Source organism: Pantoea sp. Cy-640 (assembly GCF_011752635.1).
GTDB classification, from domain to species: domain Bacteria; phylum Pseudomonadota; class Gammaproteobacteria; order Enterobacterales; family Enterobacteriaceae; genus Pantoea; species Pantoea dispersa.
The window spans coordinates 1-22,925 of the sequence record NZ_VWXB01000001.1 but is presented as its reverse complement, the minus strand read 5'-3'; the positions used below and the strand labels follow the sequence as shown (position 1 = coordinate 22,925).

Below are 22,925 nucleotides of genomic sequence, written 5' to 3'. Positions count from 1 at the left end.
CGCGCTGATAAATCAGCGCGTCTTGCTAAGGCGGACAGGTTGGTCAGGGTTAACGCAGCAGCTGTAACAACAGCCAGCCGCACAGCATCGACCAGGCAAGCATCGGCAGGGAAAACAGATGGAAACGCCACCACACTTTGGCGTCCTGTGCCATGCGCAGCGCAATCAGGTTGGCCAGCGATCCCGGCAGCAGACCAAAGCCGCCGATATTCACCGCCCAGGCCAGCACTTCGGAAGGCGGGACTTTTTGTAACAGCAGAATGGTGGCCGGTACGTTGCTGATCACCTGTGACAGGCCAATCGCCAGCAGATAGATACCGCCCTCGCCCAGCTGACCGATGGCGGCAAAATGCGGCTGCAGAACTGGCAGGTGCATCAGTAAAAAGACATCAATGAACATCGCCACGAACACCAGCAGCAGGCTCCAGTCGATGGTCGCCAGCACCTGACGTGCCATCAGCAGAAAACAGGCCGCAACCAGCAGCAGCGCCCAGCCGGTGAGTTTCAGCTCCAGCGCGACGATAAACACCACATACAACAGGACGCTGACGATAAACAGCGGTTTCTGCCACTGCTGATTGCCCGGAGCATCATGCTTCTCAATGCTGCGCGCCGGGAAGCTAAACCACGTCAGCACCACCAGCGTCAGCATCAGCATCGCCGCCAGCGGCGCCATCTGACCGATAAAACCGGCCACGCTGAGCGTGCCGTGGCTCCACAGCAGGATATTTTGCGGGTTGCCGACCGGCGTCAGCAACGAGCCGGCGTTGACCGCCAGCGCTTCAAAGATGATCAGCCGGGAGATGGGCAGGCGCGAGAACTTGCGCAGCGTCAGCGTAAGCGGCACCAGGATAAACAGCGCCACATCATTGGTCAGGAAGGTCGAGAGCAGCGCCGCCGCGCACACCATAAACAGCGCCAGCGTGCGTTCGTGCTGGAAGCCCTGCGCCAGCCGCGCACCGAGCACATCAAAATAGCCGCTGTTTTCCAGCCCTTTTGTCAGCATCAGCAAACCGGTGAGCGTCATGATGGTGTGCCAGTCAACGGCGGCGGGCAGCTGCGGCCAGCGGTAATCCGCCAGCGGCAACAGAATCACGCCCAACAGCAACAGTAAATGCAAAACGCGGTCACGCATTAAGGAACGAAGCACGATGGGCATGATGGCAGAAGGCCTTGTAGGTTAGCGATTCTCGTAAAATTTCTGGAACACGGCGAGGGTTTCATCACTGACGTGATGCTCGAGCCCTTCGGAATCCCGGCGGGCGGTTTCCGGGCTGACGCCCAGTGCCAGCAGAAAGGTTTCAACGATGTGATGGCGCACGCGGCTGGCTTCAGCCAGCTTCTCGCCTTCCGGGGTGAGGAACACGCCGCGATACGGCACCTGCTCAACCAGACCGGTGGTACTGAGACGCTTCAGCATTTTGGCCACGGTCGGCTGCGAAACGCCCAGGCGTGCCGCCATGTCGACCTGGCGCGCCTCGCCAAATTCACGAATTAAATCAGAGATTAACTCAACGTAATCATCAATCAGCTCACGGCGATGCGCTTCGCGTACCTGGCGAAATCCTTCGACATGCTCCTCAATATCTTTCAGCGGCCCCTGGGGCATGTGGGTGGCGCTTTTCGCACGACGACTCATTCAGCTTCCTCTTTATTATCTGCCGCACTTTACCTGCGGTGCGGGCTGGCTGCGCTCATTGTAAACCAGGCACAAATAAGCACAAATTTTTCCTGAATAGTGTTGGCTAAAGAGTATAGCCAGTGCTATCTTTGTACATGTTGTAAGCGAATAGCCTACAAAGGAGGCAACGATGAACGAACCCTGGCTGTTGCTGCTCCTTTTCCTGCTGTTTATTGCAGGGCTGTGCTTACTGTTGAGTTACCCGTTTTCCAGGAGGTAAAGATGAGCACGATGAAAAGCTGCCTCGACTGCGGCAAATGCTTCCAGACCGTACAAAGCAAACCGGCTTTTGAGCTGAAGTCGCTGTTGTGTCTGTTTAGCCGCTCGCCTTTTGCCCTGCGCCTGATGCTGCTTGAGAAACTGACCGGCAAAAAAATCGCCGCGCAGCCCTGCCCGAATCTGATCTGGCGCGGCTGAGTTTCCTCAGGGCTTCACAGTCTGACCCGCTGCCTGCAGCGGGTTTTATTTTGCCTGCGAGAAACGCCCTTCACGGCAGCGTTTTCAGGCATAAAAAAACGGCCCGTAAAGGGCCGTTTCTGTGCAACTCTGGTCTAAGCAAAAACTTAGAAGCTGTAACCTACGCCAGCAATCCAGGTGCCCACGTCGACGTTACGGATGCGGCTCTGCTCGTAGCCCACGTCCAGAGCAACGTTCTGGATTGGGTTGAACTGCATACCTGCGCCGTAAGAGAAGCCTACGTCGCTGCTGTCGGTTTTAGACTGACCGGCAGTCTGGTTCTGCTGGTATTTGCCGTAGCCGATACCTACTACGCCGTAGATGCTGGCCCAGTCGTTCAGACGGTAAGCCGGACCACCGGTGATGCCGTAGTACTGACCTTTGTTGTACACGCCATCTTCAGTGCGATCTTTTTCTGTGTAGGTGAAAGAACCGATCCAACCCAGTGGGTTAGAACCGTCTTCGTAGCGGTATTTCAGGTTGAAGCCGTTAGCTTTGTTAGCAACGCCCTGATAGTCGCTCTGCGCGTAGCCGGCAGAAACGGTGCTCTGTGCCATGGCGGAACCAGCGGAAACTGCCAGTACACAAGCCAGTGCTGAAAGACATGCAATTTTTTTCATAACCACCTCAAATGTGAATATACTTCTCTCCTGACAACGCTAAAAATATAACAAAACTTAGCAAGAAACTCTGCCCGCATTTTGTTGTCTAACAGATTGTTTGGTGTAACAGAAAGTTAATGAACTTTCGTATGTCATTCATTTTTCTTATAAAAAGCATCATCTTTCTGCAATAATCCTGCGCACAGAAAATTATCGGTTTAAGTAAATTCCTAAACTAACCTGACATTTCTTTACGGAAATGGCCCTGAAAACGGTGATTTTTCAGCCAGTCGCTGGCGCATTTTTTCCGCCGTCGCGCTTTATTCGCTGGAAATTTCGCCCGAAAAGCGGTGTGAATGAGTCGTCACTGACGCCAGGATAATGCGAGGCGACCGCGCCCGATGATAAAGCGGCGACAGAAACCCCGCATCATTACCTCAGCCGCCTCCTTATTTCCCGCCGATTGCTTTACACTGGCTACTCGTTGCCTGGTTATTCATCATCACAGGAATTGATCACAGGATGTCTGCACCTCTTTCCCACCCCAAACTGGCGCCGGTAGTGCTGCCGGTTGCCGTATTACTGATCGCCATGCTGTCGCTGCAGGGCGGCGCATCGCTGGCGAAATCGCTGTTTCCCACCGTCGGTGCGCCTGGCATTACCGCGCTGCGTCTGGGACTGGGCACGCTCATCCTGTGCGCGATTTTCAAACCCTGGCGCCTGCGCTTCAGTGCAAAGCAGCGCAAGCCGCTGCTGATGTATGGACTGGCGCTGGGCTGCATGAATTACCTGTTCTATCTCTCGATCCGCACCGTGCCGCTGGGCGTCGCGGTAGGGCTGGAGTTTCTCGGCCCGCTGACGCTGGCGCTGGCCGGCGCACGCCGTCCGCTGGATTTTCTCTGGGTGCTGCTGGCGGTCACCGGCCTGTGGTTCCTGCTGCCGATTGGTCATGGCCTCAGCCATATCGATCCCACCGGCGCGCTACTGGCCGTGGGTGCCGGCGCCTGCTGGGCGGTGTATATTCTGGCGGGCCAGCGGGCAGGCGCCGAACACGGCCCGGCCACGGTGGCAATGGGCTCGCTGATCGCCTCAGTGATTTTTGTGCCGCTCGGTCTGACCTTTGCCGCGCCCGGTATCTGGCAGTGGGAAATTCTGCCGCTGGCGTTGCTCATCGCCCTGCTCTCCAGCGCCATTCCGTACTCGCTGGAGATGATGGCGCTGACGCGTCTGCCGGCGCGCATTTTCGGCACGCTGATGAGTCTGGAACCGGCGATGGCGGCGCTCTCCGGCATGCTGTTCCTCGGCGAGCTGCTGACGCTACAGCAATTGCTGGCGCTGCTGGCGATCATCGCCGCATCTGCTGGCTCGACGCTCACCATGAAACAGAAAGCGGCACATATAAATGAAGTGGATATCAACACGCCGCAATAAGCCGTACAGGTCAGCCGGTTATTTAACCGGCTGTATATAGACACATTCTCATTATCATTTCTTAAATAGCCGCACGGTAAGCTGTTATTATTTTGCAACATGATAGAAGAATAATTAACATGCACCCTAAGCTACTGATTTAAATTAACTTTAATAAAATCGTTATTTTCACGGCTTAACATTAAGCTTTAGCTATTCCTGTCATTGATTTAATCAATCCTGCAGAGTGAAAAACTGCTGCTATACTTATTCCCGTGCTTGATTAGGACAACCATCAATAAGAGGACATTAATGATGAGTACCGCAAAACTGGTTAAAACAAAATCTTCCGATCTGATTTATACCCGCAATGACGTGGCTGATAGCGAGAAGAAAGCTACCATCGAGGTGCTCAACCGTCTGGTCGTGGAATTTATTGACCTGTCGCTGATCACCAAGCAGGCGCACTGGAACATGCGTGGCGCGAACTTCATTGGCGTACATGAAATGCTGGATGGCTTCCGTACCGCGATTACCGATCACCAGGACACCATTGCAGAACGTGTGGTACAGCTGGGCGGCGTTGCGCTGGGCACCACGCAGGTGGTTAACGACAAGTCACCGCTGAAAAGCTATCCGCTGAATATTCACAGCGTACAGGATCACCTGAAAGCGCTGGCCGATCGTTACGCCGTCGTGGCTAACGATACGCGTAAAGCCATCAGTGAAGTGAAAGACGAAGATACGGCTGATATCTTTACTGCCGCATCGCGTGACCTTGATAAGTTCCTGTGGTTTATCGAATCAAATATCGAGTAATGATCAGACAGGCGGGTTATCCCGCCTTTTTTATGCCTGCTATCCGCCCGGCTTTTTTGACGCCGTTAACAATTCCTTAATCCTTTCTTTCCCTTATTATCACTCTGATGCACACTGTGCCTGCACCACCACAGCACAATGCACCATTTTGGTGATTCATTCTGGTGCAAACTTTTCCCGACGTGCAGAATCGTGTCAGCCTGCCCCGGCATTCTGTTGATTTCCGCGTTTGAGAAAAGTTGGCATAATTTTTTCATATGATGAGCCGTACATCAGGCCACCAGGCCTGACGGGTAATAAGGAAAAAAATGATGAAGTCGTTGATTAAAGTCTCCGTGGCCGCGCTGGCGCTGGCCTTCTCGCTTTCCTCCACTGCAGCAGACAAGAAACTGGTGGTCGCTACCGACACCGCCTTCGTTCCGTTTGAATTCAAACAGGGCGACAAGTACGTCGGCTTTGATATCGACCTGTGGGACGCTATCGCTAAACAGCTGAAGCTGGATTACACCCTGAAGCCGATGGATTTCAGCGGCATCATTCCGGCGCTGCAAACCAAAAACGTTGACCTGGCGCTGGCCGGCATCACCATTACCGAAGAACGTAAAAAAGCCATCGAATTCTCTGACGGCTACTACAAAAGCGGCCTGCTGGTGATGGTGCGTAACAACGAAAACGACATCAAAGGCATCGACGATCTGAACGGTAAAGTGGTGGCAGTGAAAAGCGGCACCGGTTCGGTGGATTACGCCAAAGCGCATATCAAAACTAAAGACCTGCGCCAGTTCCCGAACATCGATAACGCGTACATGGAGTTAGGCACTAACCGTGCTGACGCCGTGCTGCACGACACGCCAAACATCCTGTACTTCATCCACACCGCTGGCAAAGGCCGTTTCAAAGCCGTCGGTGACTCCATCGAAGCGCAGCAGTATGGCATCGCTTTCCCGAAAGGCAGCGACGACCTGCGTGAGAAAGTGAATGGCGCGCTGAAAACCCTGCACGACAACGGTACCTACAACACTATCTATAAAAAATGGTTCGGCAGCGAACCTAAATAATTCAGGCCTGACGCCTTTTTATCAGCAGGGAGCTTTGTTCTCCCTGCTTTTTACATTTCCACTGCAACAGATTCTGGAGTCACACCATGGAGTTTGACTGGAGCGTCATCTGGCCCGCCTTACCGATCCTGATCGAAGGCGCCAAAATGACCCTGCTTATCTCGATCCTCGGCCTGATTGGCGGCCTGGTTATCGGCCTCGTGGCCGGTTTCGCCCGCGCCTACGGCGGCTGGATCACCAACAACATCGCGTTAGTGTTCATTGAATTGATTCGCGGCACGCCGATCGTGGTGCAGGTGATGTTCATCTACTTCGCCCTGCCGATGGCCTTCCCGGACCTGCGCATCGACCCGTTCACCGCCGCCGTCGTGACCATCATGATCAACTCCGGTGCCTACATTGCGGAGATTACCCGCGGTGCGGTGCTGTCGATCAACAAAGGTTTCCGTGAAGCCGGCCTGGCGCTTGGCCTGTCGCGCCGCGAAACGCTGCGCTACGTAATCATGCCGCTGGCGCTGCGCCGCATGCTGCCGCCGCTGGGTAACCAGTGGATCGTCAGCATCAAAGATACCTCGCTGTTCATCGTGATTGGCGTGGCGGAACTGACCCGTCAGGGCCAGGAGATCATCGCCGGTAACTTCCGCGCGCTGGAGATCTGGAGCGCCGTTGCCATCATTTACCTGGTTATTACGCTGGTGTTGAGCTTTGTGCTGCGCCGTATTGAGAAAAGGGTGAAAATCCTGTGATTGAATTTAAAAACGTCTCGAAAAACTTCGGCCAGACTCAGGTACTGCACGACATCAACCTGAAAATTAATCAGGGTGAAGTGGTGGTAATCATCGGGCCGTCCGGCTCCGGTAAATCTACCCTGCTGCGCTGCATCAACAAGCTGGAAGAGATCAGCAGCGGCGAACTGATTGTCGATGGCATGAAGGTTAACGATCCGAAAGTGGATGAACGCCTGATCCGTCAGGAAGCCGGTATGGTGTTCCAGCAGTTCCATCTGTTCCCGCAGATGAGCGCGCTGGACAACGTGGCCTTTGGTCCGATCCGCGTGCGCGGGGCGAAGAAAGACGCCGCACACAAACTGGCACGTGAGCTGCTGGGCAAGGTCGGCCTCGCCGAGCGCGCGCACCACTTCCCTTCTGAGCTGTCTGGCGGCCAGCAGCAGCGCGTGGCGATTGCTCGTGCGCTGGCGGTGAAGCCGAAGATGATGCTGTTCGATGAGCCTACCTCGGCACTCGATCCCGAGCTGCGTCACGAAGTGCTGAAAGTGATGCAGGATCTGGCGGAAGAAGGCATGACCATGGTGATCGTGACCCATGAAGTGGGCTTCGCACAGAAAGTGGCGTCGCGCCTGATCTTTATCGACAAAGGTACCATCGCGGAAGATGGCAATCCGGACGATCTGATCACTAACCCGCCGAGCGACCGTCTGCGTGAGTTCCTGCAGCACGTCTCTTAATACGGCGTAAAAACAACAAAGCCGCTGCGGATCCCCGTAGCGGCTTTTTTTTTTACCTGAGCAGCGCTTAGCGTGCCAGCCGCTGCGCGCGCGTGGCGGGCGGTAAAAATGTCCAGGCGATAAAGCGGCTCTGCTTCTGGCCCTGCGCCATGTCGACGATGCGTACCTGATAAGCGTCGTGCGCCTTCAGCCGGTCGCGCAGCTCGGGCAGATGCTCTTTGCGCGACACCAGCGAGGTAAACCAGACGATGCGATCGCCTAATGCGACGCTTTCATCGATCATCCGGCCGATAAACGCACGCTCACCGCCGTCGCACCACAGCTCGTTATGCTGACCGCCGAAGTTAAGCGGTGCCTGCCTGCTCAGGCCGAGATTGCGCACTTTACGCTGGCTGCCGGCCGCCGCATCGGCCGCCGAGGCGTGGAACGGCGGATTACACAGTACCGCGTGATAGCGTTCATTCTTGTGCACCACGCCAGCAAAAATCGCGCTCTCGTGCTTCTGACGGCGCAGGCGAATGGCGCGCTGCAGGCCGGGATTACTGGCCACAATCTGACTGGCGGCGTTAACGGCGTCCGCGCTGATGTCGGTGCCGGTAAAGCGCCAGCCATACTCCGCGTGACCGATCAGCGGATAGATGCAGTTGGCGCCGCAGCCAATATCCATCACGTCGAGATCGCGCGGCAGCACGCCACCGTTATCGCTGGCCAGCAGATCCGCCAGCGCATGGATATAGTCAGCGCGGCCTGGTACTGGCGGCGTCAGATAGCCTTCCGGCAGCTGCCAGTTCAGGTTATAAAACAGTTTCAGCAGCGCCTGGTTCAGCAGCAGCACCGCGTGCGGATCGGCGAAATCAACCGACAGCTCACCGTAACCGTTGGGGCGCACTTTGTCCGCCAGCGGCGGATGCGCGGCAGTCAGGGCAGCAAAATCATAACGGCCCTGATGGCGGTTACGCGGATGAAAGAGCGCGGTAGCGGCAGGCTTGTTCATAGATTCTCCGGACATTAATGCGCGCGTAAGATACGCTGGATGACGGCAGCGCACAATCCGCCAGGAAAATTTAGTGCAACGAATTTAAATCTATTCTCCCTAAAACTGCATCCGCAATACTGCGTCCAGCCGCCAGCGCCGCCGGAACACGCAGTATAAAGGACGAATCAGGAGCGCAAATGCGTCAACGTTACACTTATCAGCCACGCAGTGGACACGGTCTGCCTCACGATCCGCTCAACGCCATCGTCGGCCCGCGCCCGATTGGCTGGGTCAGCTCGCAAAGCGCCAGCGGCCAGCGCAATCTGGCGCCCTATAGTTTCTTTAACTGTTTTAACTACCATCCGCCAATCATTGGTTTTGCCAGCAGCGGCTGGAAAGACAGCGTGCAGAATATCAGTGAAACCGGCGAGTTTGTCTGGAACCTGGCGACGCGTCCGCTGGCAGAAGCCATGAATGAGAGCTCCGCCTCGGTACCGCCCGATCACGACGAGTTTGCCCTCGCCGGCCTGACGCCGCTGGCCGCTTCCCACGTTAACGTCAGCATGGTAGCGGAGAGCCCGGTCAACTTTGAGTGTCGCCTGACGCAGCTGATTCGCCTGCAGGATGCACAGGGAGGCGAGCTGGAGAGCTGGCTGGTACTGGGCGAAGCGGTGGCGATTCATATCGATGAAGCGCTGCTGGAGAACGGCATCTACCAGACCGCCAAAGCGCAGCCGATTCTGCGCGCCGGCGGTCCTTCCGCCTATTACGCGATCAGCGAAGATCAGCGTTTTGATCTGGTGCGCCCGGACGCGCGCCGCGGTTAAATCAGGACACTGGCGGCGCGACACCTCGCGCCGCTAGCAGGCCAGCGTCTGTAACACCTTCACCGTCCGGGCTATCTCCGGTGCCAGCCAGCGATCCTCCTGCCAGGTGGCAACCTCAGCACGCAGCGCGCGTAGCGCCCGGCCCGTGCCGCTGGCCAGCTGCGCCTCACCGTGAAAATCCAGCGCCTGCGCCGCCAGCAGGTACTCAATCGCCAGCACCTGCCAGAGGTTATTCAGCAGCCTGAGCAGCTTGAGCGCCGCGCCGGTACCGAGGCTGAGGTGATCCTCCTGCAGTCCCGAGGTGACGTAATTGTCCAGCACCGCCGGCTGCGCCAGCTGACGATTCTCCGCGCACAGGGAAGCCGCCACGTATTGCGCGATCATCATGCCGGAGTTGACGCCCGGCTGCGCCACCAGAAACGGCGGCAGCCCGCTGACCAGCGGATTGACCAGCCGATCCAGCCGGCGCTCGGCAATGCTGCCAATCTCCGCCATGGCAATCGCCAGCAGATCGGCCGCCATGGCGACCGATTCACCGTGCGGATTGGCCTGCGACACCACGCGCCAGTTGTCCGGCGTGCCCAGCACCAGCGGATTATCGGTGCAGGCGTTTAGCTCGATCTCAACCTGACGCGCCGCGTGGGCAAACTGATCGCGGCTGGCGCCGTGCACCTGCGGCATCGAACGCAGGCTGAGCGCATCCTGGGTGCGTATGCCGCAGCTCGCCGCCAGCAACGGGCTGTCGCTCAGCAGCACACGCAGACGCTGGCCGCTGTGCTGCATACCGGGGCTGGCTTTCAGCGCAATCACCTCGGCGTCAAAGGCCGCCAGCTGACCGCGCAGCGCTTCGAAGCTCATCGCGCCGGTGACATCCGCGCAATCCAGCAGCCGCGCCGCATCGTCCAGCGCCAGACAGCTCAGCCCGGTCATGCACGGCGTACCGTTGACCAGGCTCAGGCCCTCTTTGGCACCGGGGCGATACGGCTGCAAGCCAGCCAGCCGCAGCGCCTGCTCCGCCGGCATCACCTGTTGCTGGTACTCAACCTCGCCCACGCCAATCAGCGCCAGCCCGATATGCGCCATGTGGGTGAGATAACCGACTGAACCCTGCGATGGCACCTGCGGCGTGATCTGCTGATTGAGCAGCGCCAGCAGATGCTGCACCAGCGCCACCGAAACGCCGGATTTGCCGTGGCTGTAGTTGGCGATGGCCGCACACAGAATGGCGCGCGTCTGCTCGCGCGTCAGCAGCGGACCGACGCCGCAGGCGTGGCTCAGCAACGTATTGCGTGACAGCTGGCTGAGCTGGTCTTCTGGCAGGGTGATGTTACACAGCGCCCCCAGCCCGGTGTTGATGCCATAGGCAATCTGGCCGCTGGCAACGATCTGTTCGACGATCTCGCGACCGCGCGCAATGCGCTGCCAGGCGGCGGCGCTCAGCGTCAGTTCGGCGTTATGTCGCGCTACCTGTACCAGTTCCTGCCAGGTCAGCGGCGCATCGCCCCAGACGACGGTCATACTGGCTGCTCCGCGTGATGGCTCTGATGGCTGGAGATAAACTGCTTAAAGCGCGATGAACCGCTGGCGCCAAACATTGCTTCCGGCGTGCCCTCGCAATCGATGTTGCCCTGATGCATAAACACCACGCGATTAGAGACGTTGCGCGCGAAGCCCATCTCGTGCGTCACCACCAGCATGGTGCGCCCTTCTTCCGCCAGGCTGCGCATCACCTTGAGCACCTCGCCAACCAGTTCCGGGTCGAGCGCCGAGGTTGGCTCATCAAACAGCATCACTTCCGGGTCCATCGCCAGCGCACGGGCAATCGCCACGCGCTGCTGCTGGCCGCCGGAGAGCTGCGCCGGGTAAAAATCCTTGCGGTTAAGCAGCCCGACGCGATCCAGCAACTGCTCTGCCTGGACGATACAACTCTTTTTGTCGCGCTTCAGCACATAGTGCGGACCTTCAATCACGTTCTGCAGCACCGTCATGTGCGACCACAGATTGAAGCTTTGAAACACCATGCCCAGCCGCGAGCGCAGGCGTTCAATCTGCTTAGGATTCGCCGCCAGCTGATGGCCGCGCGCGTGGCGCTTCATTTCAATGGTTTCGCCGCCGACGCTCACCACGCCGGCATCCGGCGTTTCCAGCAGATTGATGCAGCGCAGCAAGGTACTTTTGCCCGAGCCGCTGGCACCGAGAATTGAAATAACATCGCCCTGATGCGCCTGCAGCGAGATGCCCTTGAGCACCTCCATAGCGCCAAAGGATTTATGGATATCAGTGGCGGATAAGGTGACTGGTGAAGTGGAATGCATATTACTCTCCGGCAAGCGGTTTAACGGCGGGCAGCGGCTTTTTTTCAGCGCGGTGCACCGGGGTCAGACGGCGCTCTAACAGCGCGTACAGCTGGACGATAATAAAGTTGAGAATCAGGTAGATCGCCGCAGCGCAGACAAACACTTCCATAGTGCGATAGGTACGCTGGATGATCTGCTGCGCCACGCCGGTGACATCCCACACCGTGACAAGGCTGGCGAGCGCGGTGGATTTCACCAGCAGAATCGCCTCGGTGGAGTACGCCGGCAGCGCATAGCGCAGCATGATCGGCGCGATGATGCGGCGCAGCAGCAGCCAGCGTGACATGCCGCAGGCCAGCCCGGCTTCGACCTGACCTGCCGGCACCGCCAGCAGCGCACCGCGCAGGATCTCAGCGGTGTAAGCGGCGGTACACAGCGACAGCGCCAGCACCGCGCAGATAAACGGCTCGCGCAGAAACGGCCAGACGAAGCTGTGGCGAATCACGCCAAACTGGCCGAGCCCGTAGTAGATGAGAAACAGCTGAATCAGCAGCGGCGAGCCGCGAAACACCAGAATATAGCCGCGCGCAAAACCGCTCAGCAGCCGCCAGCGGCTCATGCGCAGCGCCAGAATACCCAGCGCCAGCAGCCCGCCGCAGACAAAGGCGCTGATAAACAGCCCGAGCGTCACCGGCAGCGCCGCGCTCAGCTTAAGAAAAGTGTCGGCAAGAAAAGCGAAGTCGATCATGCTGCTGCTCCTTAGTGCTGTGCCGCAGTGCGACTTTGCCATGCGCGGCCGAGGCGCGATTCCGCGCGGCGAAACGCATGGTTCGACAGCAGTGTCAGCAGCAGATAGCAGCCACCGCCAATCAGGTAAAAGGTGAAGTAATCGCGCGTTGAACCGGCCGCCACCTGGCTGGCGCGCATCAGCTCGACGATGCCGGTCACTGACACCAGCGCCGAATCTTTCAGGCTCATCTGCCAGACGTTGGACATCCCCGGCAGCGCGTAGCGCACAATCTGCGGGACGAGGATGCGCTGGGCGATACGCCAGCGCGGCATCCCGATGGCTACCGCCGCTTCGACTTCGCCCTTCGCCAGCGCCAGGCGCGCAGCGCGATACACTTCACCCTGATAGGATCCGGAGATGAGCCCGATAGCCAGCGCGCCAATCAGGAACGGCGGCGCTTCAATAAAGCCGTCAGCACCAAACAGCTGGCCGACCAGCGTGATCAACCCCGATCCACCGAAGTAGAACAGGTAGATCACCAGCAGTTCCGGGATGCCGCGAAACACCACCGAATAGCTTTCACCCAGCCAGCGCAGCCAGCGCTGGTGCGAGAGTTTCGCCGCCGCCACGCCGGAACCGACCACGGCGCCAATCATCAGCGCCGCCAGCGACAGCAGCAGCGTAGTACCGGCGGCGCTCAGAATCAGGCGACCCCAGCCATCTGCACCAAAACTCAGCAGGCTCATCATCTTTCACCTCACTTACGGCGTTACGTCAGTTTTAAACCACTTCTCGCTCAGCTTTTTCACCGTGCCGTCCGCCAGCGCAGCGTGAATGGCGGCATCGAGTTTGGCCTTCAGGTCGTTATCAGCCATGCGCACGCCCATCGCTTCGCCTTCCCCCCAGATCGGACCGCCCAGCTGCGGGCCGCTGAACGTCAGGTTGCTGTTCTCTTTACGCGCCAGCATCGACTGCGCGAAGGTCACGTCATCAAACACCGCATCGATGCGACCCGCCTGCAGATCGAGAATCGCATCCGCCGAAGCGGTGTATTCGCGCACGTCGGCCACATCTTTGAAGTATTTATCGATAAACGGCGTATACACGGTGCCGGAGGCAATGCCGATGGTTTTGCCCTTGAGCGCCGCCTTCAGCGGGGCGATGGCCGCATTGATGGCCGCCTCGTCGTCGTGCAGTTTGATGATGTTCTTATCGGCCGGCAGCAGCGGGTTATCTTTGCTGGTGATGAAGGTCGCCGGCGTTGACGCGTACGGCGTGGTGAAGTTGACCACTTTTTTCCGGTCCGGCGTAATCACAATCGCATCCATGATGACGTCATATTTCCCGGCGTTCAGTCCGGCAATCATCCCGTCCCAGTTCTGCACCACCAGCTTGCACTGAATGCTCATGCGCTTGCAGAGATCTTCCATCAGTTCAGGTTCGAAGCCGCCCAGCTTGCCGCCCGGCAGCGTCAGGTTCCACGGCTCATAGCTGCCTTCAGTGGCGATGGTGATGGATTTCCACTCTTTAGCCTCGGCAGCCACGCCGGCCAGCATCAGGCTGGCAAACAGCGTGGTAAGGCAAAAACGGCGAAACGGGGCACGGTGTGTCATACGTCTTCTCCTGGTGGTTAACAAATCTGGCTGTCTCTGTTGGCTGATACAGCGCAAATGACATTTCATGTATATACAAGTTAGCTTGCGGCAGATCATTGTCGGCATAAGCTTTTTGTGAGCCAGCCAGAATAAATAGTCATCATTGCCGCGCGGTCTTTACTTGTACATACAAGCTAGCAAGGGCTGTGCCAGATCGGCTAAGACGGTAAACGGAGGGGATCGGCGTCAGGCGGACCGCGTTGTGCACACTTTCAGGGCAGAGGTTGCACAGCATTGGGGAGTGAGGCAGCGGATGTACATCCGCCACATGAGAAACGGGGTCACCGTGATGGCGACCCGCATCAATTAAACGGCTTTCCCCGCCTGCAGAAACGCCTGCAGCAGCGGCTTCAGCACGTGCTGCAACCGCGTGGCGCGATCCTGCTGCCAGGCAAACGGCGGCACCTCATCCATGTAATTCAGCTGCGCCAGCTCCAGCTGCACCGCCTGCACGCCCTGCGCTGGCTGGCCGTAAGCGCGCGTGATGTAGCCGCCTTTAAAGCGTCCGTTCACCACCCAGCTGTAGTCGCTTTGCGCGGCGCACACCTGCTCAATCGCCGCGATGCTGGCCGCCGAACAGCTGGCGCCATCGTTGGTGCCGATGTTCAGGTCCGGCAGCTGGCCGTCGAACAGGCGCGGAATCACCGAAGCGATGGAGTGCGCATCAAACAGCAGCGCATAGCCATGTTCGGCTTTCAGCCGCGCCAGCTCCTGCTGAATCTGCTGATGATAGGGTTGCCAGATAGTCTCCAGATAGCGCTGACGCGCCGCGCTGTCCGGCGTCATGCCGGGTTTGAAGGTTGGCGTGCCATCAAACAGCGTCTCCGGATAGAGCCCGGTGGTGGCCGTGCTGTACAGCGGCTGATTGTCCGGCGGACGGTTGAGATCGATCACGAAGCGCGAGTAGTGTCCGATCAGCACGCTGGCACCGAGGTCGCGCACAAAGTCGTACAGCAGCGGAATATGCCAGTCGGTATCCGGCAGGCCGCACGCGGCCTCGCTCAGCCCGGCGTCAACCTCCGGCGTCAGTTGGGTACCGGCATGCGGAATACTGACCAGCAGCGGCAGCTTACCGGCGGTGAAATGAAAAGGGGTCATTGCGCTTCTCCACGATAGATAACCTGGCACGGCAGTTCGCCGCCCAGCCAGTAAACCAGCTCAGCCGGGCGAGCCAGCGGCCAGTGGACAAAATTGGCTACTTTGCCTGGCTCCAGCGAGCCGTGCGTGGCCTGCAGGCCAAGCGCCTTTGCGCCCCACAGCGTGACGCCGGCCAGCGCTTCCTCCGGCGTCAGGCCAAACAGCGTACAGCCCATGTTCAGCATCAGCCGCAGCGACAGCGCCGGTGACGTGCCCGGATTGGCATCGCTGGCCAGCGCCATTGGCACGCCGTGCTGGCGGAACAGTTCGACCGGCGGACGCTGCGTCTCGCGCAGCAGATAGAACGCTCCGGGCAGCAGTACCGCCACCGTGCCATGCTCCGCCATCGCGCGCGCATCCTGTTCGGTGGCATATTCGAGGTGATCGGCAGAGAGCGCGCCATAGCGCGCCGCCAGTGCGGCCCCGCCGAGTGCCGACAGCTGTTCAGCGTGCAGCTTCACCGGCAGGCCGAGCGCTTTGGCGGCATCAAATACCGCGCTCACCTGCTGCGGTGACAGCGCCAGGTGTTCGCAAAACGCGTCGACCGCATCCGCCAGCCCCTCCGCTTTCACCCGCGGTAACAGGTGCTGACAGATAATATCGATCCAGCCCTGCGGGTTATCCCTGAACTCTGGCGGGAAGCCGTGCGCCGCCAGGCAGGTGGCCTGCACATCGGCAGGCACCGACTGCGCCAGCTCGCGGATAGCGCGCAGCAGAGTGAGCTCGCTCTCTTCGTCCAGCCCGTAGCCGGATTTAATTTCCACCGTGGTAACGCCTTCGGCCAGCAGGCGATCGAGCCGCCAGCGCGCCGACGCCACCAGCTGCTGCTGGCTGGCCGCGCGCGTGGCGCGCACCGTCGACAGGATGCCGCCGCCCTGCGCGGCGATCTCCGCATAGCTCACGCCGTTGAGCCGCTGTTCGAACTCCTGGCTGCGATCGCCGCCAAACACCAGATGCGTGTGGCAATCCACCAGACCGGGCGTAATGATGCCGCCGTCAAACTGCTGCTGCCGGCGCGGGGCAAAGTCCGGTAATGCGCTGCGCGGGCCGACCCACACCAGCTCGCCGTTATCCACCGCCACGGCGCCATCCTCAATCAGGTTATAGCGACCGTCACGCATGGTGACCACATCGGCCCCCAGCCACAGGCTGTCGATCTGTTTACTTGCCATCCCACTCCCCTTTTGTCTGGCGATTTACACTGCGCCTCAAAGTATGTATATGTATATACAACTTTCCGCCATTGAGGATCAACCATGGCAGTTTATTTTGCCCCACGCGCACGGCTGGCCGACGGCTGGCAGGAAAACGTGCTGATCGCGACCGACGATCAGGGATTTATTCGCGCCCTTACCGCCAACAGTACGCCCGGTGACGCCGTGCGCCTGGCCGGCCCGGTGATTCCGGCGATGGCCAACCTGCATTCCCATGCCTTCCAGCGCGCCATGGCCGGGCTGGCGGAAGTGGCAGGCGATCCGCAGGACAGCTTCTGGACGTGGCGCGATCTGATGTACCGCATGGTGCAGCGCCTGTCGCCTGAGCAGGTCGGTGCCATCGCCACCCATCTCTACATTGATATGCTCAAGGGCGGCTACAGCCAGGTGGCGGAATTTCACTATCTGCATCACGATCCGCACGGCCAGCCGTATGCCGACGATGCGATGCTGCAACAGCTGATGCAGGCAGCGCACACTGCCGGTATCGGCCAGACGCTGCTGCCGGTGCTGTACAGCTACAGCGGCTTCGGTGCGCAGCCGGCCAGCGACGGTCAGCGACGCTTCATTCAGCACACCGATGCCTATCTGCAGCAGCAGCAGCGCGTCGCGCAGTGGAGCGCGCAGCAGCCGCTGATCAACCACGGCCTGTGTTTCCACTCGCTGCGCGCGGTGAGCGAAGCCCAGATGCATGAGGTGCTGGCCGCCAGCGCTGCGCATCTGCCGGTACACATTCACGTTGCCGAGCAGGAAAAAGAGGTTAATGACAGTCTGGCATGGAGCGGCGAACGGCCGGTGGCGTGGCTGTATAACCGCTTTGCCGTTGATGCACGCTGGTGCCTGATTCACGCCACCCATCTCGATCAGCAGGAGATCGCGCGCATGGCGGACAGCGGCGCGATTGCCGGGCTGTGTCCCACCACCGAAGCCAATCTCGGCGACGGCATCTTCCCGGCGGTGGAGTATATCGGGCGCGGCGGGCGCTGGGGCGTTGGCTCCGACAGTCACGTTTCGCTCAGTGCGCTGGAGGAGCTGCGCTGGCTGGAGTATGGCCAGCGACTGCGCGATCGTCGCCGCAACCGCATCACGCTAACCGATCAACCCTCGGTCGGCGATCTGCTGTGGCAGCAGGCGGCGCAGGGCGGCGCGCAGGCCTGTGGCATTGCCAGCGGTGAGCTGGCGGTGGGCAAACGCGCCGACTGGCTGGTGCTGGAGGAGGATGCGCTGCTGGCCAGCGTCAGCTCCGCCGCGCTGATCAATCGCTGGCTGTTTGCCGGCAGCAGCCAGCAAATTCGAGACGTGTTTGTTGCCGGACAGCCGGTGATTCAGCAAGGCCACCACGTGGCGGAAGAAGCGGCCGCCGCTGGCTTCGCCCGGGCAATGCGGGCGCTGCAATGATCGCGCGCTTTGACTACGCGCAGCTGCCGGTCAGCCGCTGGCGCAACGGCGGCGGGGAAACGCGCGAAATTATCAGCTATCCGCCGAGCGCAGCAGAGTTCCAGTGGCGCGCCAGCATCGCCACCATCGACGCCGACGGGCCGTTCTCGCCCTTCCCCGGCGTCGATCGGGTAATTACCCTGCTTCAGGGCGATAGCGTGCTGCTGCGCTGTGAACAGGCCGAACAGCCGTTGCTGCCCCATCAGCCGTGGGCCTTTCCCGGCGAATGGGCGATAGAGGCGCAGGTCAGCGGCAGCTGTCAGGACTTCAATATCATGACGCGGCGCGACGCCTGGCGCGCGGCGGTAAGCGTGGAGCAGCAGGCGGTCAGCGGCCTGCATGGCGTGGCGTATGTGCTGGCCGGTACATGGCGCAGCAGTGCGGGCGAGACGCTGCTGGCGCAGCAGGGAATGTGGTGGCTGCAGGAGCAGCAGCAGCTGGTGCCGCAAACGACAGAGGCCAGCCTGCTGTTTATCGCGCTTAGCCGTGTCCCCTGAAGCGGCCCAGCAATTTGTAGCGAGAGCCTGGATAGAGCAGGCGCGCATAGGTGACGATTTTGTTGTCGCTCCACGTCTGACGGCGGATAAGCAGGCACGGCTCATGCTCGTCCAGCGCCAGATGCTTACGCTGGCGCAAATCCGGCAGTACCGCTTCAACGATATGCTCACCGGCGGTCAGCGGGGCGACGCGCATCAGATAAGTGTACGGCGTCAGGCTGTGATAATCCTGGCTGAGGTAGTCAGGCGCGACCAGCGGATTGACCAGACGATCTTCCAGTTGCACCGGCAGCTCATTTTCGTAGTGCACGATCAGCGAATGATACAGCGTCTGGCCGGTGGAGAGTCCCAGCACCGCCGCCTGTTCCGGATCGGCCTTCATCTGACCTATCGAGAGAATTTTGCAGCTGTGCGTGTGGCCGCGCTGGGCAATTTCATCGGCGATGTTATGCACTTCCAGCATTGCGGTGTAGCCCTTCATTTCCGCAACAAAGGTCCCGACGCCCTGCATGCGCACCAGAAACCCTTCGCTGGTGAGTTCGCGCAGCGCGCGGTTGATGGTCATGCGGCTGACGCCCAGTTCATTGACCAGCTCGCTCTCCGACGGCACCCGCTGGTTGGCTTTCCAGTGACCTTCGCGGATCTGGCTGACGATTGCCTGCTTAACGCGCTGGTAAATGGGCGCGGGTTCATCCCCCATCGCTGCCGCCAGCTGTGCGATTGCCGTTTGCTCCGCCATTTCCTGTTCCTTTTCCAAATGATGTGTGAAGTTTACTGTCTCGCCGCCTAAATGTATATACATCCAATGGTGCATAGCCTGCCCACATGGTGCAGCTGCCGCCCGCTTTTGGTGCAGCGTACCAGGCTGAAGGTTGCCGCACCCGCATTGCGGCACGTTTCACAGAATACGATCAATCTGGCACAGCGCTTGCTACTTGTATAGACAAGATTAGACACTTATGCTTCACTCACAACACTTATAGCGCCTCTGGCGGATGCCATCGCATCTTGCGCTCCGCCACAACGTGGCAGATCACTTGTATAGACAGGAGTAGACTATGTCAGGTTCGGTTCAGGCAATTCGCCTCGTTCCCGGTGAAGTGGACCTCGCCACCTTACGCCGTATTTATCAGGAGAAGGTGACGCTGCAGCTGGCAGAGGAAGCGCGGGCGGATATTGACCGCGCACGTGAAACCGTCGAGGCCATCGTCGCCTCTGGCAAAGTGGTGTACGGCATCAACACCGGCTTCGGCAAGCTGGCACAAACGCAGATTCCCGCCGAACGCCTGGCGGAACTGCAGCGTAACCTGGTGCTGTCACACAGCGTCGGCCTCGGCGATCTGCTGCCGGACAACGTCACCCGCCTGGTAGTCGCCAGCAAAATCATCAGCCTGGCACGCGGCCACTCGGGCATCCGTATGGAACTGATTGACGCGCTGCTGGCGCTGTTCAACGCCGGCGTGATGCCGTGCATCCCGGCGAAGGGATCGGTTGGCGCGTCCGGCGATCTGGCGCCGCTGGCGCATCTCTCCCTGATGCTGCTCGGTGAAGGCCAGGTGCGCATTGACGGCCAGCTGGTGCCCGCCAGCGAAGGCCTGGCTCGCGTCGGCCTGCAGCCGATTGTGCTGGGACCAAAAGAGGGTCTGGCGTTGCTCAACGGCACCCAGGTCTCTACCGCGCTGGCGCTGCGTGGGCTGTTTGAAGCCGAAAATCTGTTTGCCGCCGGGCTGATGGCCGGCGCGCTGTCGCTGGAAGCGATTAAAGGCTCGGTTAAACCGTTTGATGCGCGCATCCATCAGGCGCGCGGCCAGCACGGGCAGATTGCCGTCGCCGCTGCGGTAGCGACGCTGCTCGAAGGCAGCGAAATTCTCAGTTCGCACAGCAACTGCGGGCGCGTGCAGGATCCCTACTCGATCCGCTGCGTACCGCAGGTGATGGGTGCCTGTCTCGATAACCTCAGCCACGCCGCGCGCGTGCTGCAGATTGAAGCCAACGCCGCTTCTGACAACCCGCTGGTCTTCAGCGACAGCGGCGACGTGATCTCCGGCGGTAACTTCCACGCCGAGCCGGTGGCCTTTGCCGCCGACATCATCGCACTGGCGATAGCCGAAGTCGGTGCCATCTCCGAACGCCGCCTGGCGCTGCTGCTCGACACCGGTCTCTCCGGCCTGCCGCCCTTCCTGGTGCGCGACGGCGGTGTGAACTCGGGCTTCATGATTGCGCAGGTTACCGCTGCCGCGCTGGCCTCGGAGAACAAATCGCTGGCGCACCCGGGCAGCGTCGACAGCCTGCCGACCTCAGCCAATCAGGAAGATCACGTATCGATGGCCACCTACGCGGCACGCCGCCTGGGCGAGATGTGCTTCAACACCGCTGCCGTGGTCGGCATTGAAGCGATGGCAGCAGCGCAGGGCATCGACTTCCACCGCCCGCTGCAAAGCTCTGCCGCGATCGAACAGGAGATGAGCCGCATTCGTGCGCAGGTCGCCTTCCTCGATCAGGACCGTTTACTGGCGCCGGACATTGATGCCATGCGCCTGTGGGCCAGCAGTTACGTCTGGCCTGAAACCCTTACTGCGCTGCTGCCAAGCCAGCGTTCTACTGCTAATTAAGGAACCGATGATGAGCGAAACTTTGACTCAGGCTGTTGCCCGTGAAATCCGTGCGCCGCGCGGTAATGAACTGCACTGCGCCAACTGGCTGATTGAAGCGGCATACCGCATGATTCAGAACAACCTCGATCCTGACGTGGCCGAACGCCCGGAGGATCTGGTGGTGTATGGCGGAATCGGCAAAGCCGCGCGCAACTGGGCGTGCTTTGAACAGATTCTGCGCTCGCTGCGTGCGCTGCAGCCGGAAGAGACGCTGCTGATTCAGTCCGGCAAGCCGGTCGGTGTGTTCCGCACCCATGCCGATGCGCCGCGCGTACTGCTGGCCAACTCCAACCTGGTGCCGCACTGGGCGACGTGGGATCACTTCCACGTGCTGGATAAGGCCGGGCTGATGATGTATGGCCAGATGACCGCCGGTTCATGGATCTATATCGGCGCGCAGGGCATCGTGCAGGGTACCTTTGAAACCTTCGCTGAAGCCGGTCGCCAGCACTACAACAGTGACCTGACCGGCCGCTGGATCCTCACCGCCGGTCTGGGCGGCATGGGCGGCGCGCAGCCGCTGGCGGGCGTGCTGGCCGGTGCCTGCGTGCTGGCGATTGAGTGTCAGGAGTCGCGCATCGATTTCCGTCTGCGCACCCGCTACCTCGACCATAAAGCTTACAGCCTGGATGAGGCGCTGGCGCTGATCAAAAACGCCACCGAAGCCGGCCAGGCGATCTCCGTGGGCCTGCTGGGCAACGCGGCCGAGCTGGTCCCGGAACTGGTGCAGCGCGCGAAAGCGGGCGGCATGAAGCCTGACATCGTGACCGATCAGACCTCCGCGCACGACCCGATCAACGGCTATCTGCCGGTGGGCTGGGACGTGGCACGCTGGGAAGCCGAGCGCGTCAGCAATCCGAAAGCGGTAGAGAAAGCGGCACGCGCCTCCATGGCGCAGCACGTACAGGCGATGCTCGACTTCCACCACATGGGTGTGCCGACCGTGGATTACGGCAACAACATTCGTCAGGTAGCGCTGGATGAAGGGGTGAAAAACGCCTTTGATTTCCCGGGCTTTGTGCCGGCGTATATCCGTCCGCTGTTCTGCGAGGGTAAAGGCCCGTTCCGCTGGGTGGCGCTGTCTGGCGATGCGGAAGATATCTATAAAACCGACGCCAAACTGAAAGAGCTGTTCCCGGAACACAAAAACCTGCACCGCTGGCTGGATATGGCGCAGGAGCGCATCGCCTTCCAGGGCCTGCCGGCGCGTATTTGCTGGCTGGGGCTGGGCGAGCGTCATAAAGCCGCGCTGGCATTCAATGAGATGGTGCGCAACGGCGAGCTGAAAGCGCCGATCGTGATTGGTCGTGACCACCTCGACTGCGGCTCGGTAGCGTCACCTAACCGTGAAACCGAGGCGATGAAGGATGGCTCGGATGCGGTGTCAGACTGGCCGCTGCTGAACGCGCTGCTGAACACCGCCGGTGGGGCCACCTGGGTGAGCCTGCACCACGGCGGCGGCGTCGGTATGGGCTTCTCGCAGCATTCCGGGGTGGTGATCGTCTGTGACGGTACGGCTGAAGCGGATGCGCGCCTTGGTCGCGTGCTGTGGAACGACCCGGCCACCGGCGTGATGCGTCATGCCGATGCGGGTTACGAGCTGGCGCAGACCTGCGCAGAGCAGCACGGTCTCAATTTGCCGATGCTGAAGTAGTTCCAGGTGCGCATCAATGCGCACCCTACGGGATGTTACCCCGGCTGGGCAATGCCGCAATGTGCGGTCTGTTAAGCCTTAACACTGTTCGCAAAGGTTGCACTGTACAAGGTCGGCATTGATGCCGACCGCGTGCAGCGCCAGCACGGCGGTATCCCCTCGATCCCTGTAGGGTCGGCATTTAGGTACAAACCGGCCACATGGGTAACACTTTAGACCGGGCACATGAGTAACAGTTATAAACGGCATAGCAGAGGAGACTCACTATGCCCTGGACTGAGACTGTTACCATGCAACGCCTTGAATTCATCCTCGCCTGCCAGGCAGGCGGGGAATCCATGACGCAGCTGTGTCAC

The 22,925-nt window shown here is 59.9% G+C and carries 23 protein-coding genes; 11 read left to right on the top strand and 12 right to left on the bottom strand.

All coding sequences use genetic code 11. The annotated features are described in order from the left end of the window. Positions 1-49: 49 nt before the first annotated feature. Positions 50-1,159 carry an SLC13 family permease gene (locus F3J36_RS00115; protein ID WP_088516392.1) on the bottom strand — a complete coding sequence of 370 codons (1,110 nt, stop codon included), beginning with the start codon at positions 1,157-1,159 and terminating at the stop codon, positions 50-52. Positions 1,160-1,180: 21 nt separating this feature from the next. Continuing rightward, entirely contained in the window at positions 1,181-1,639 is a 459-nt protein-coding gene (gene mntR / locus F3J36_RS00110; protein ID WP_021508415.1) for a manganese-binding transcriptional regulator MntR, read from the bottom strand. Between the two features lie 264 nt (positions 1,640-1,903). Here mntR and F3J36_RS00105 point away from each other — a divergent pair, with 264 nt between their 5' ends. Further along, positions 1,904-2,098: a hypothetical protein gene (locus F3J36_RS00105; RefSeq protein WP_021508417.1), complete on the top strand. Its 195-nt coding sequence runs from the start codon at positions 1,904-1,906 to the stop codon at positions 2,096-2,098. Positions 2,099-2,244: 146 nt separating this feature from the next. Here F3J36_RS00105 and ompX read toward each other — a convergent pair whose 3' ends face one another. Beyond that, entirely contained in the window at positions 2,245-2,757 is a 513-nt protein-coding gene (gene ompX / locus F3J36_RS00100) for an outer membrane protein OmpX (protein ID WP_031279869.1), read from the bottom strand. 504 nt (positions 2,758-3,261) lie between these two features. Between ompX and rhtA the strand changes: the two genes are divergently transcribed. From rhtA to glnQ, 5 genes are all read left to right on the top strand, one after another. Continuing rightward, positions 3,262-4,170, top strand: coding sequence for a threonine/homoserine exporter RhtA (gene rhtA / locus F3J36_RS00095; RefSeq protein ID WP_166718611.1), 909 nt, complete (start codon positions 3,262-3,264; stop codon positions 4,168-4,170). Between the two features lie 294 nt (positions 4,171-4,464). After that, positions 4,465-4,968, top strand: coding sequence for a DNA starvation/stationary phase protection protein Dps (dps, locus tag F3J36_RS00090; RefSeq protein WP_021508421.1), 504 nt, complete (start codon positions 4,465-4,467; stop codon positions 4,966-4,968). A gap of 311 nt (positions 4,969-5,279) precedes the next feature. After that, positions 5,280-6,026 (top strand): glutamine ABC transporter substrate-binding protein GlnH, encoded by a 747-nt coding sequence (gene glnH, locus F3J36_RS00085; RefSeq protein ID WP_021508422.1) that lies wholly within the window; start codon positions 5,280-5,282, stop codon positions 6,024-6,026. 86 nt (positions 6,027-6,112) lie between these two features. Further along, positions 6,113-6,772 carry a glutamine ABC transporter permease GlnP gene (glnP, locus tag F3J36_RS00080; protein ID WP_021508423.1) on the top strand — a complete coding sequence of 220 codons (660 nt, stop codon included), beginning with the start codon at positions 6,113-6,115 and terminating at the stop codon, positions 6,770-6,772. Beyond that, entirely contained in the window at positions 6,769-7,491 is a 723-nt protein-coding gene (gene glnQ, locus F3J36_RS00075) for a glutamine ABC transporter ATP-binding protein GlnQ (RefSeq protein ID WP_021508424.1), read from the top strand. The genes glnP and glnQ overlap by 4 nt, the downstream gene beginning before the upstream one ends. A 67-nt stretch (positions 7,492-7,558) precedes the next feature. Here glnQ and rlmF read toward each other — a convergent pair whose 3' ends face one another. After that, positions 7,559-8,485, bottom strand: coding sequence for a 23S rRNA (adenine(1618)-N(6))-methyltransferase RlmF (gene rlmF, locus F3J36_RS00070; protein ID WP_166718610.1), 927 nt, complete (start codon positions 8,483-8,485; stop codon positions 7,559-7,561). Between the two features lie 179 nt (positions 8,486-8,664). Between rlmF and F3J36_RS00065 the strand changes: the two genes are divergently transcribed. Next, entirely contained in the window at positions 8,665-9,294 is a 630-nt protein-coding gene (locus tag F3J36_RS00065) for a flavin reductase family protein (protein ID WP_021508426.1), read from the top strand. Between the two features lie 33 nt (positions 9,295-9,327). On the opposite strand, the gene hutH (F3J36_RS00060) is transcribed toward F3J36_RS00065, so the two are convergent. The 7 genes from hutH (F3J36_RS00060) to hutI form a co-directional block, all read right to left on the bottom strand. Then, the gene (hutH, locus tag F3J36_RS00060) at positions 9,328-10,812 is read right to left on the bottom strand and encodes a histidine ammonia-lyase (protein WP_166718609.1); all 1,485 of its coding nucleotides are present in this window, start codon (positions 10,810-10,812) and stop codon (positions 9,328-9,330) included. After that, positions 10,809-11,609: an ABC transporter ATP-binding protein gene (locus F3J36_RS00055; protein WP_166718608.1), complete on the bottom strand. Its 801-nt coding sequence runs from the start codon at positions 11,607-11,609 to the stop codon at positions 10,809-10,811. The genes hutH (F3J36_RS00060) and F3J36_RS00055 overlap by 4 nt, the downstream gene beginning before the upstream one ends. A gap of 1 nt (position 11,610) precedes the next feature. Then, positions 11,611-12,339, bottom strand: coding sequence for an ABC transporter permease (locus F3J36_RS00050; protein ID WP_058757808.1), 729 nt, complete (start codon positions 12,337-12,339; stop codon positions 11,611-11,613). Positions 12,340-12,350: 11 nt separating this feature from the next. Beyond that, positions 12,351-13,070: an ABC transporter permease gene (locus tag F3J36_RS00045; protein WP_031279871.1), complete on the bottom strand. Its 720-nt coding sequence runs from the start codon at positions 13,068-13,070 to the stop codon at positions 12,351-12,353. Positions 13,071-13,082: 12 nt separating this feature from the next. Next, positions 13,083-13,934, bottom strand: a complete 852-nt coding sequence (locus F3J36_RS00040; protein ID WP_058769505.1) for a transporter substrate-binding domain-containing protein — start codon at positions 13,932-13,934, stop codon at positions 13,083-13,085. Between the two features lie 348 nt (positions 13,935-14,282). Then, positions 14,283-15,074 carry an N-formylglutamate deformylase gene (gene hutG / locus F3J36_RS00035; protein ID WP_166718607.1) on the bottom strand — a complete coding sequence of 264 codons (792 nt, stop codon included), beginning with the start codon at positions 15,072-15,074 and terminating at the stop codon, positions 14,283-14,285. Continuing rightward, the gene (gene hutI / locus F3J36_RS00030) at positions 15,071-16,285 is read right to left on the bottom strand and encodes an imidazolonepropionase (protein WP_088516387.1); all 1,215 of its coding nucleotides are present in this window, start codon (positions 16,283-16,285) and stop codon (positions 15,071-15,073) included. Before hutI ends, hutG begins: the two co-directional genes overlap by 4 nt. An 84-nt stretch (positions 16,286-16,369) precedes the next feature. Here hutI and F3J36_RS00025 point away from each other — a divergent pair, with 84 nt between their 5' ends. Both F3J36_RS00025 and F3J36_RS00020 read left to right on the top strand, forming a co-directional pair. Beyond that, positions 16,370-17,725, top strand: coding sequence for a formimidoylglutamate deiminase (locus F3J36_RS00025; protein WP_166718606.1), 1,356 nt, complete (start codon positions 16,370-16,372; stop codon positions 17,723-17,725). Beyond that, a complete protein-coding gene (locus F3J36_RS00020; protein ID WP_166718605.1) occupies positions 17,722-18,261 on the top strand; it encodes a HutD family protein in 540 nt (179 codons plus the stop codon). The genes F3J36_RS00025 and F3J36_RS00020 overlap by 4 nt, the downstream gene beginning before the upstream one ends. Here F3J36_RS00020 and hutC read toward each other — a convergent pair. Beyond that, positions 18,245-19,000 carry a histidine utilization repressor gene (hutC, locus tag F3J36_RS00015; RefSeq protein WP_021508436.1) on the bottom strand — a complete coding sequence of 252 codons (756 nt, stop codon included), beginning with the start codon at positions 18,998-19,000 and terminating at the stop codon, positions 18,245-18,247. The genes F3J36_RS00020 and hutC overlap by 17 nt on opposite strands. A 319-nt stretch (positions 19,001-19,319) precedes the next feature. On the opposite strand from hutC, the gene hutH (F3J36_RS00010) reads away from it, so the two are divergent. Continuing rightward, positions 19,320-20,873 (top strand): histidine ammonia-lyase, encoded by a 1,554-nt coding sequence (gene hutH / locus F3J36_RS00010; RefSeq protein WP_058757812.1) that lies wholly within the window; start codon positions 19,320-19,322, stop codon positions 20,871-20,873. A gap of 10 nt (positions 20,874-20,883) precedes the next feature. After that, entirely contained in the window at positions 20,884-22,569 is a 1,686-nt protein-coding gene (gene hutU / locus F3J36_RS00005; RefSeq protein ID WP_166718604.1) for a urocanate hydratase, read from the top strand. The last annotated feature ends 356 nt before the right edge of the window (positions 22,570-22,925 follow it).

Excerpts from the sequence above, each read along its gene's own strand:
- F3J36_RS00115 (WP_088516392.1), bottom strand. The coding sequence starts at position 1,159 with ATGCCCATCGTGCTTCGTTCCTTAATGCGTGACCGCGTTTTGCATTTA.
- mntR (WP_021508415.1), bottom strand. The coding sequence starts at position 1,639 with ATGAGTCGTCGTGCGAAAAGCGCCACCCACATGCCCCAGGGGCCGCTG.
- F3J36_RS00105 (WP_021508417.1), top strand. The coding sequence starts at position 1,904 with ATGAGCACGATGAAAAGCTGCCTCGACTGCGGCAAATGCTTCCAGACC.
- ompX (WP_031279869.1), bottom strand. The coding sequence starts at position 2,757 with ATGAAAAAAATTGCATGTCTTTCAGCACTGGCTTGTGTACTGGCAGTT.
- rhtA (WP_166718611.1), top strand. The coding sequence starts at position 3,262 with ATGTCTGCACCTCTTTCCCACCCCAAACTGGCGCCGGTAGTGCTGCCG.
- dps (WP_021508421.1), top strand. The coding sequence starts at position 4,465 with ATGAGTACCGCAAAACTGGTTAAAACAAAATCTTCCGATCTGATTTAT.
- glnH (WP_021508422.1), top strand. The coding sequence starts at position 5,280 with ATGAAGTCGTTGATTAAAGTCTCCGTGGCCGCGCTGGCGCTGGCCTTC.
- glnP (WP_021508423.1), top strand. The coding sequence starts at position 6,113 with ATGGAGTTTGACTGGAGCGTCATCTGGCCCGCCTTACCGATCCTGATC.
- rlmF (WP_166718610.1), bottom strand. The coding sequence starts at position 8,485 with ATGAACAAGCCTGCCGCTACCGCGCTCTTTCATCCGCGTAACCGCCAT.
- F3J36_RS00065 (WP_021508426.1), top strand. The coding sequence starts at position 8,665 with ATGCGTCAACGTTACACTTATCAGCCACGCAGTGGACACGGTCTGCCT.
- hutH (WP_166718609.1), bottom strand. The coding sequence starts at position 10,812 with ATGACCGTCGTCTGGGGCGATGCGCCGCTGACCTGGCAGGAACTGGTA.
- F3J36_RS00055 (WP_166718608.1), bottom strand. The coding sequence starts at position 11,609 with ATGCATTCCACTTCACCAGTCACCTTATCCGCCACTGATATCCATAAA.
- F3J36_RS00050 (WP_058757808.1), bottom strand. The coding sequence starts at position 12,339 with ATGATCGACTTCGCTTTTCTTGCCGACACTTTTCTTAAGCTGAGCGCG.
- F3J36_RS00045 (WP_031279871.1), bottom strand. The coding sequence starts at position 13,070 with ATGATGAGCCTGCTGAGTTTTGGTGCAGATGGCTGGGGTCGCCTGATT.
- F3J36_RS00040 (WP_058769505.1), bottom strand. The coding sequence starts at position 13,934 with ATGACACACCGTGCCCCGTTTCGCCGTTTTTGCCTTACCACGCTGTTT.
- hutG (WP_166718607.1), bottom strand. The coding sequence starts at position 15,074 with ATGACCCCTTTTCATTTCACCGCCGGTAAGCTGCCGCTGCTGGTCAGT.
- hutI (WP_088516387.1), bottom strand. The coding sequence starts at position 16,285 with ATGGCAAGTAAACAGATCGACAGCCTGTGGCTGGGGGCCGATGTGGTC.
- F3J36_RS00025 (WP_166718606.1), top strand. The coding sequence starts at position 16,370 with ATGGCAGTTTATTTTGCCCCACGCGCACGGCTGGCCGACGGCTGGCAG.
- F3J36_RS00020 (WP_166718605.1), top strand. The coding sequence starts at position 17,722 with ATGATCGCGCGCTTTGACTACGCGCAGCTGCCGGTCAGCCGCTGGCGC.
- hutC (WP_021508436.1), bottom strand. The coding sequence starts at position 19,000 with ATGGCGGAGCAAACGGCAATCGCACAGCTGGCGGCAGCGATGGGGGAT.
- hutH (WP_058757812.1), top strand. The coding sequence starts at position 19,320 with ATGTCAGGTTCGGTTCAGGCAATTCGCCTCGTTCCCGGTGAAGTGGAC.
- hutU (WP_166718604.1), top strand. The coding sequence starts at position 20,884 with ATGAGCGAAACTTTGACTCAGGCTGTTGCCCGTGAAATCCGTGCGCCG.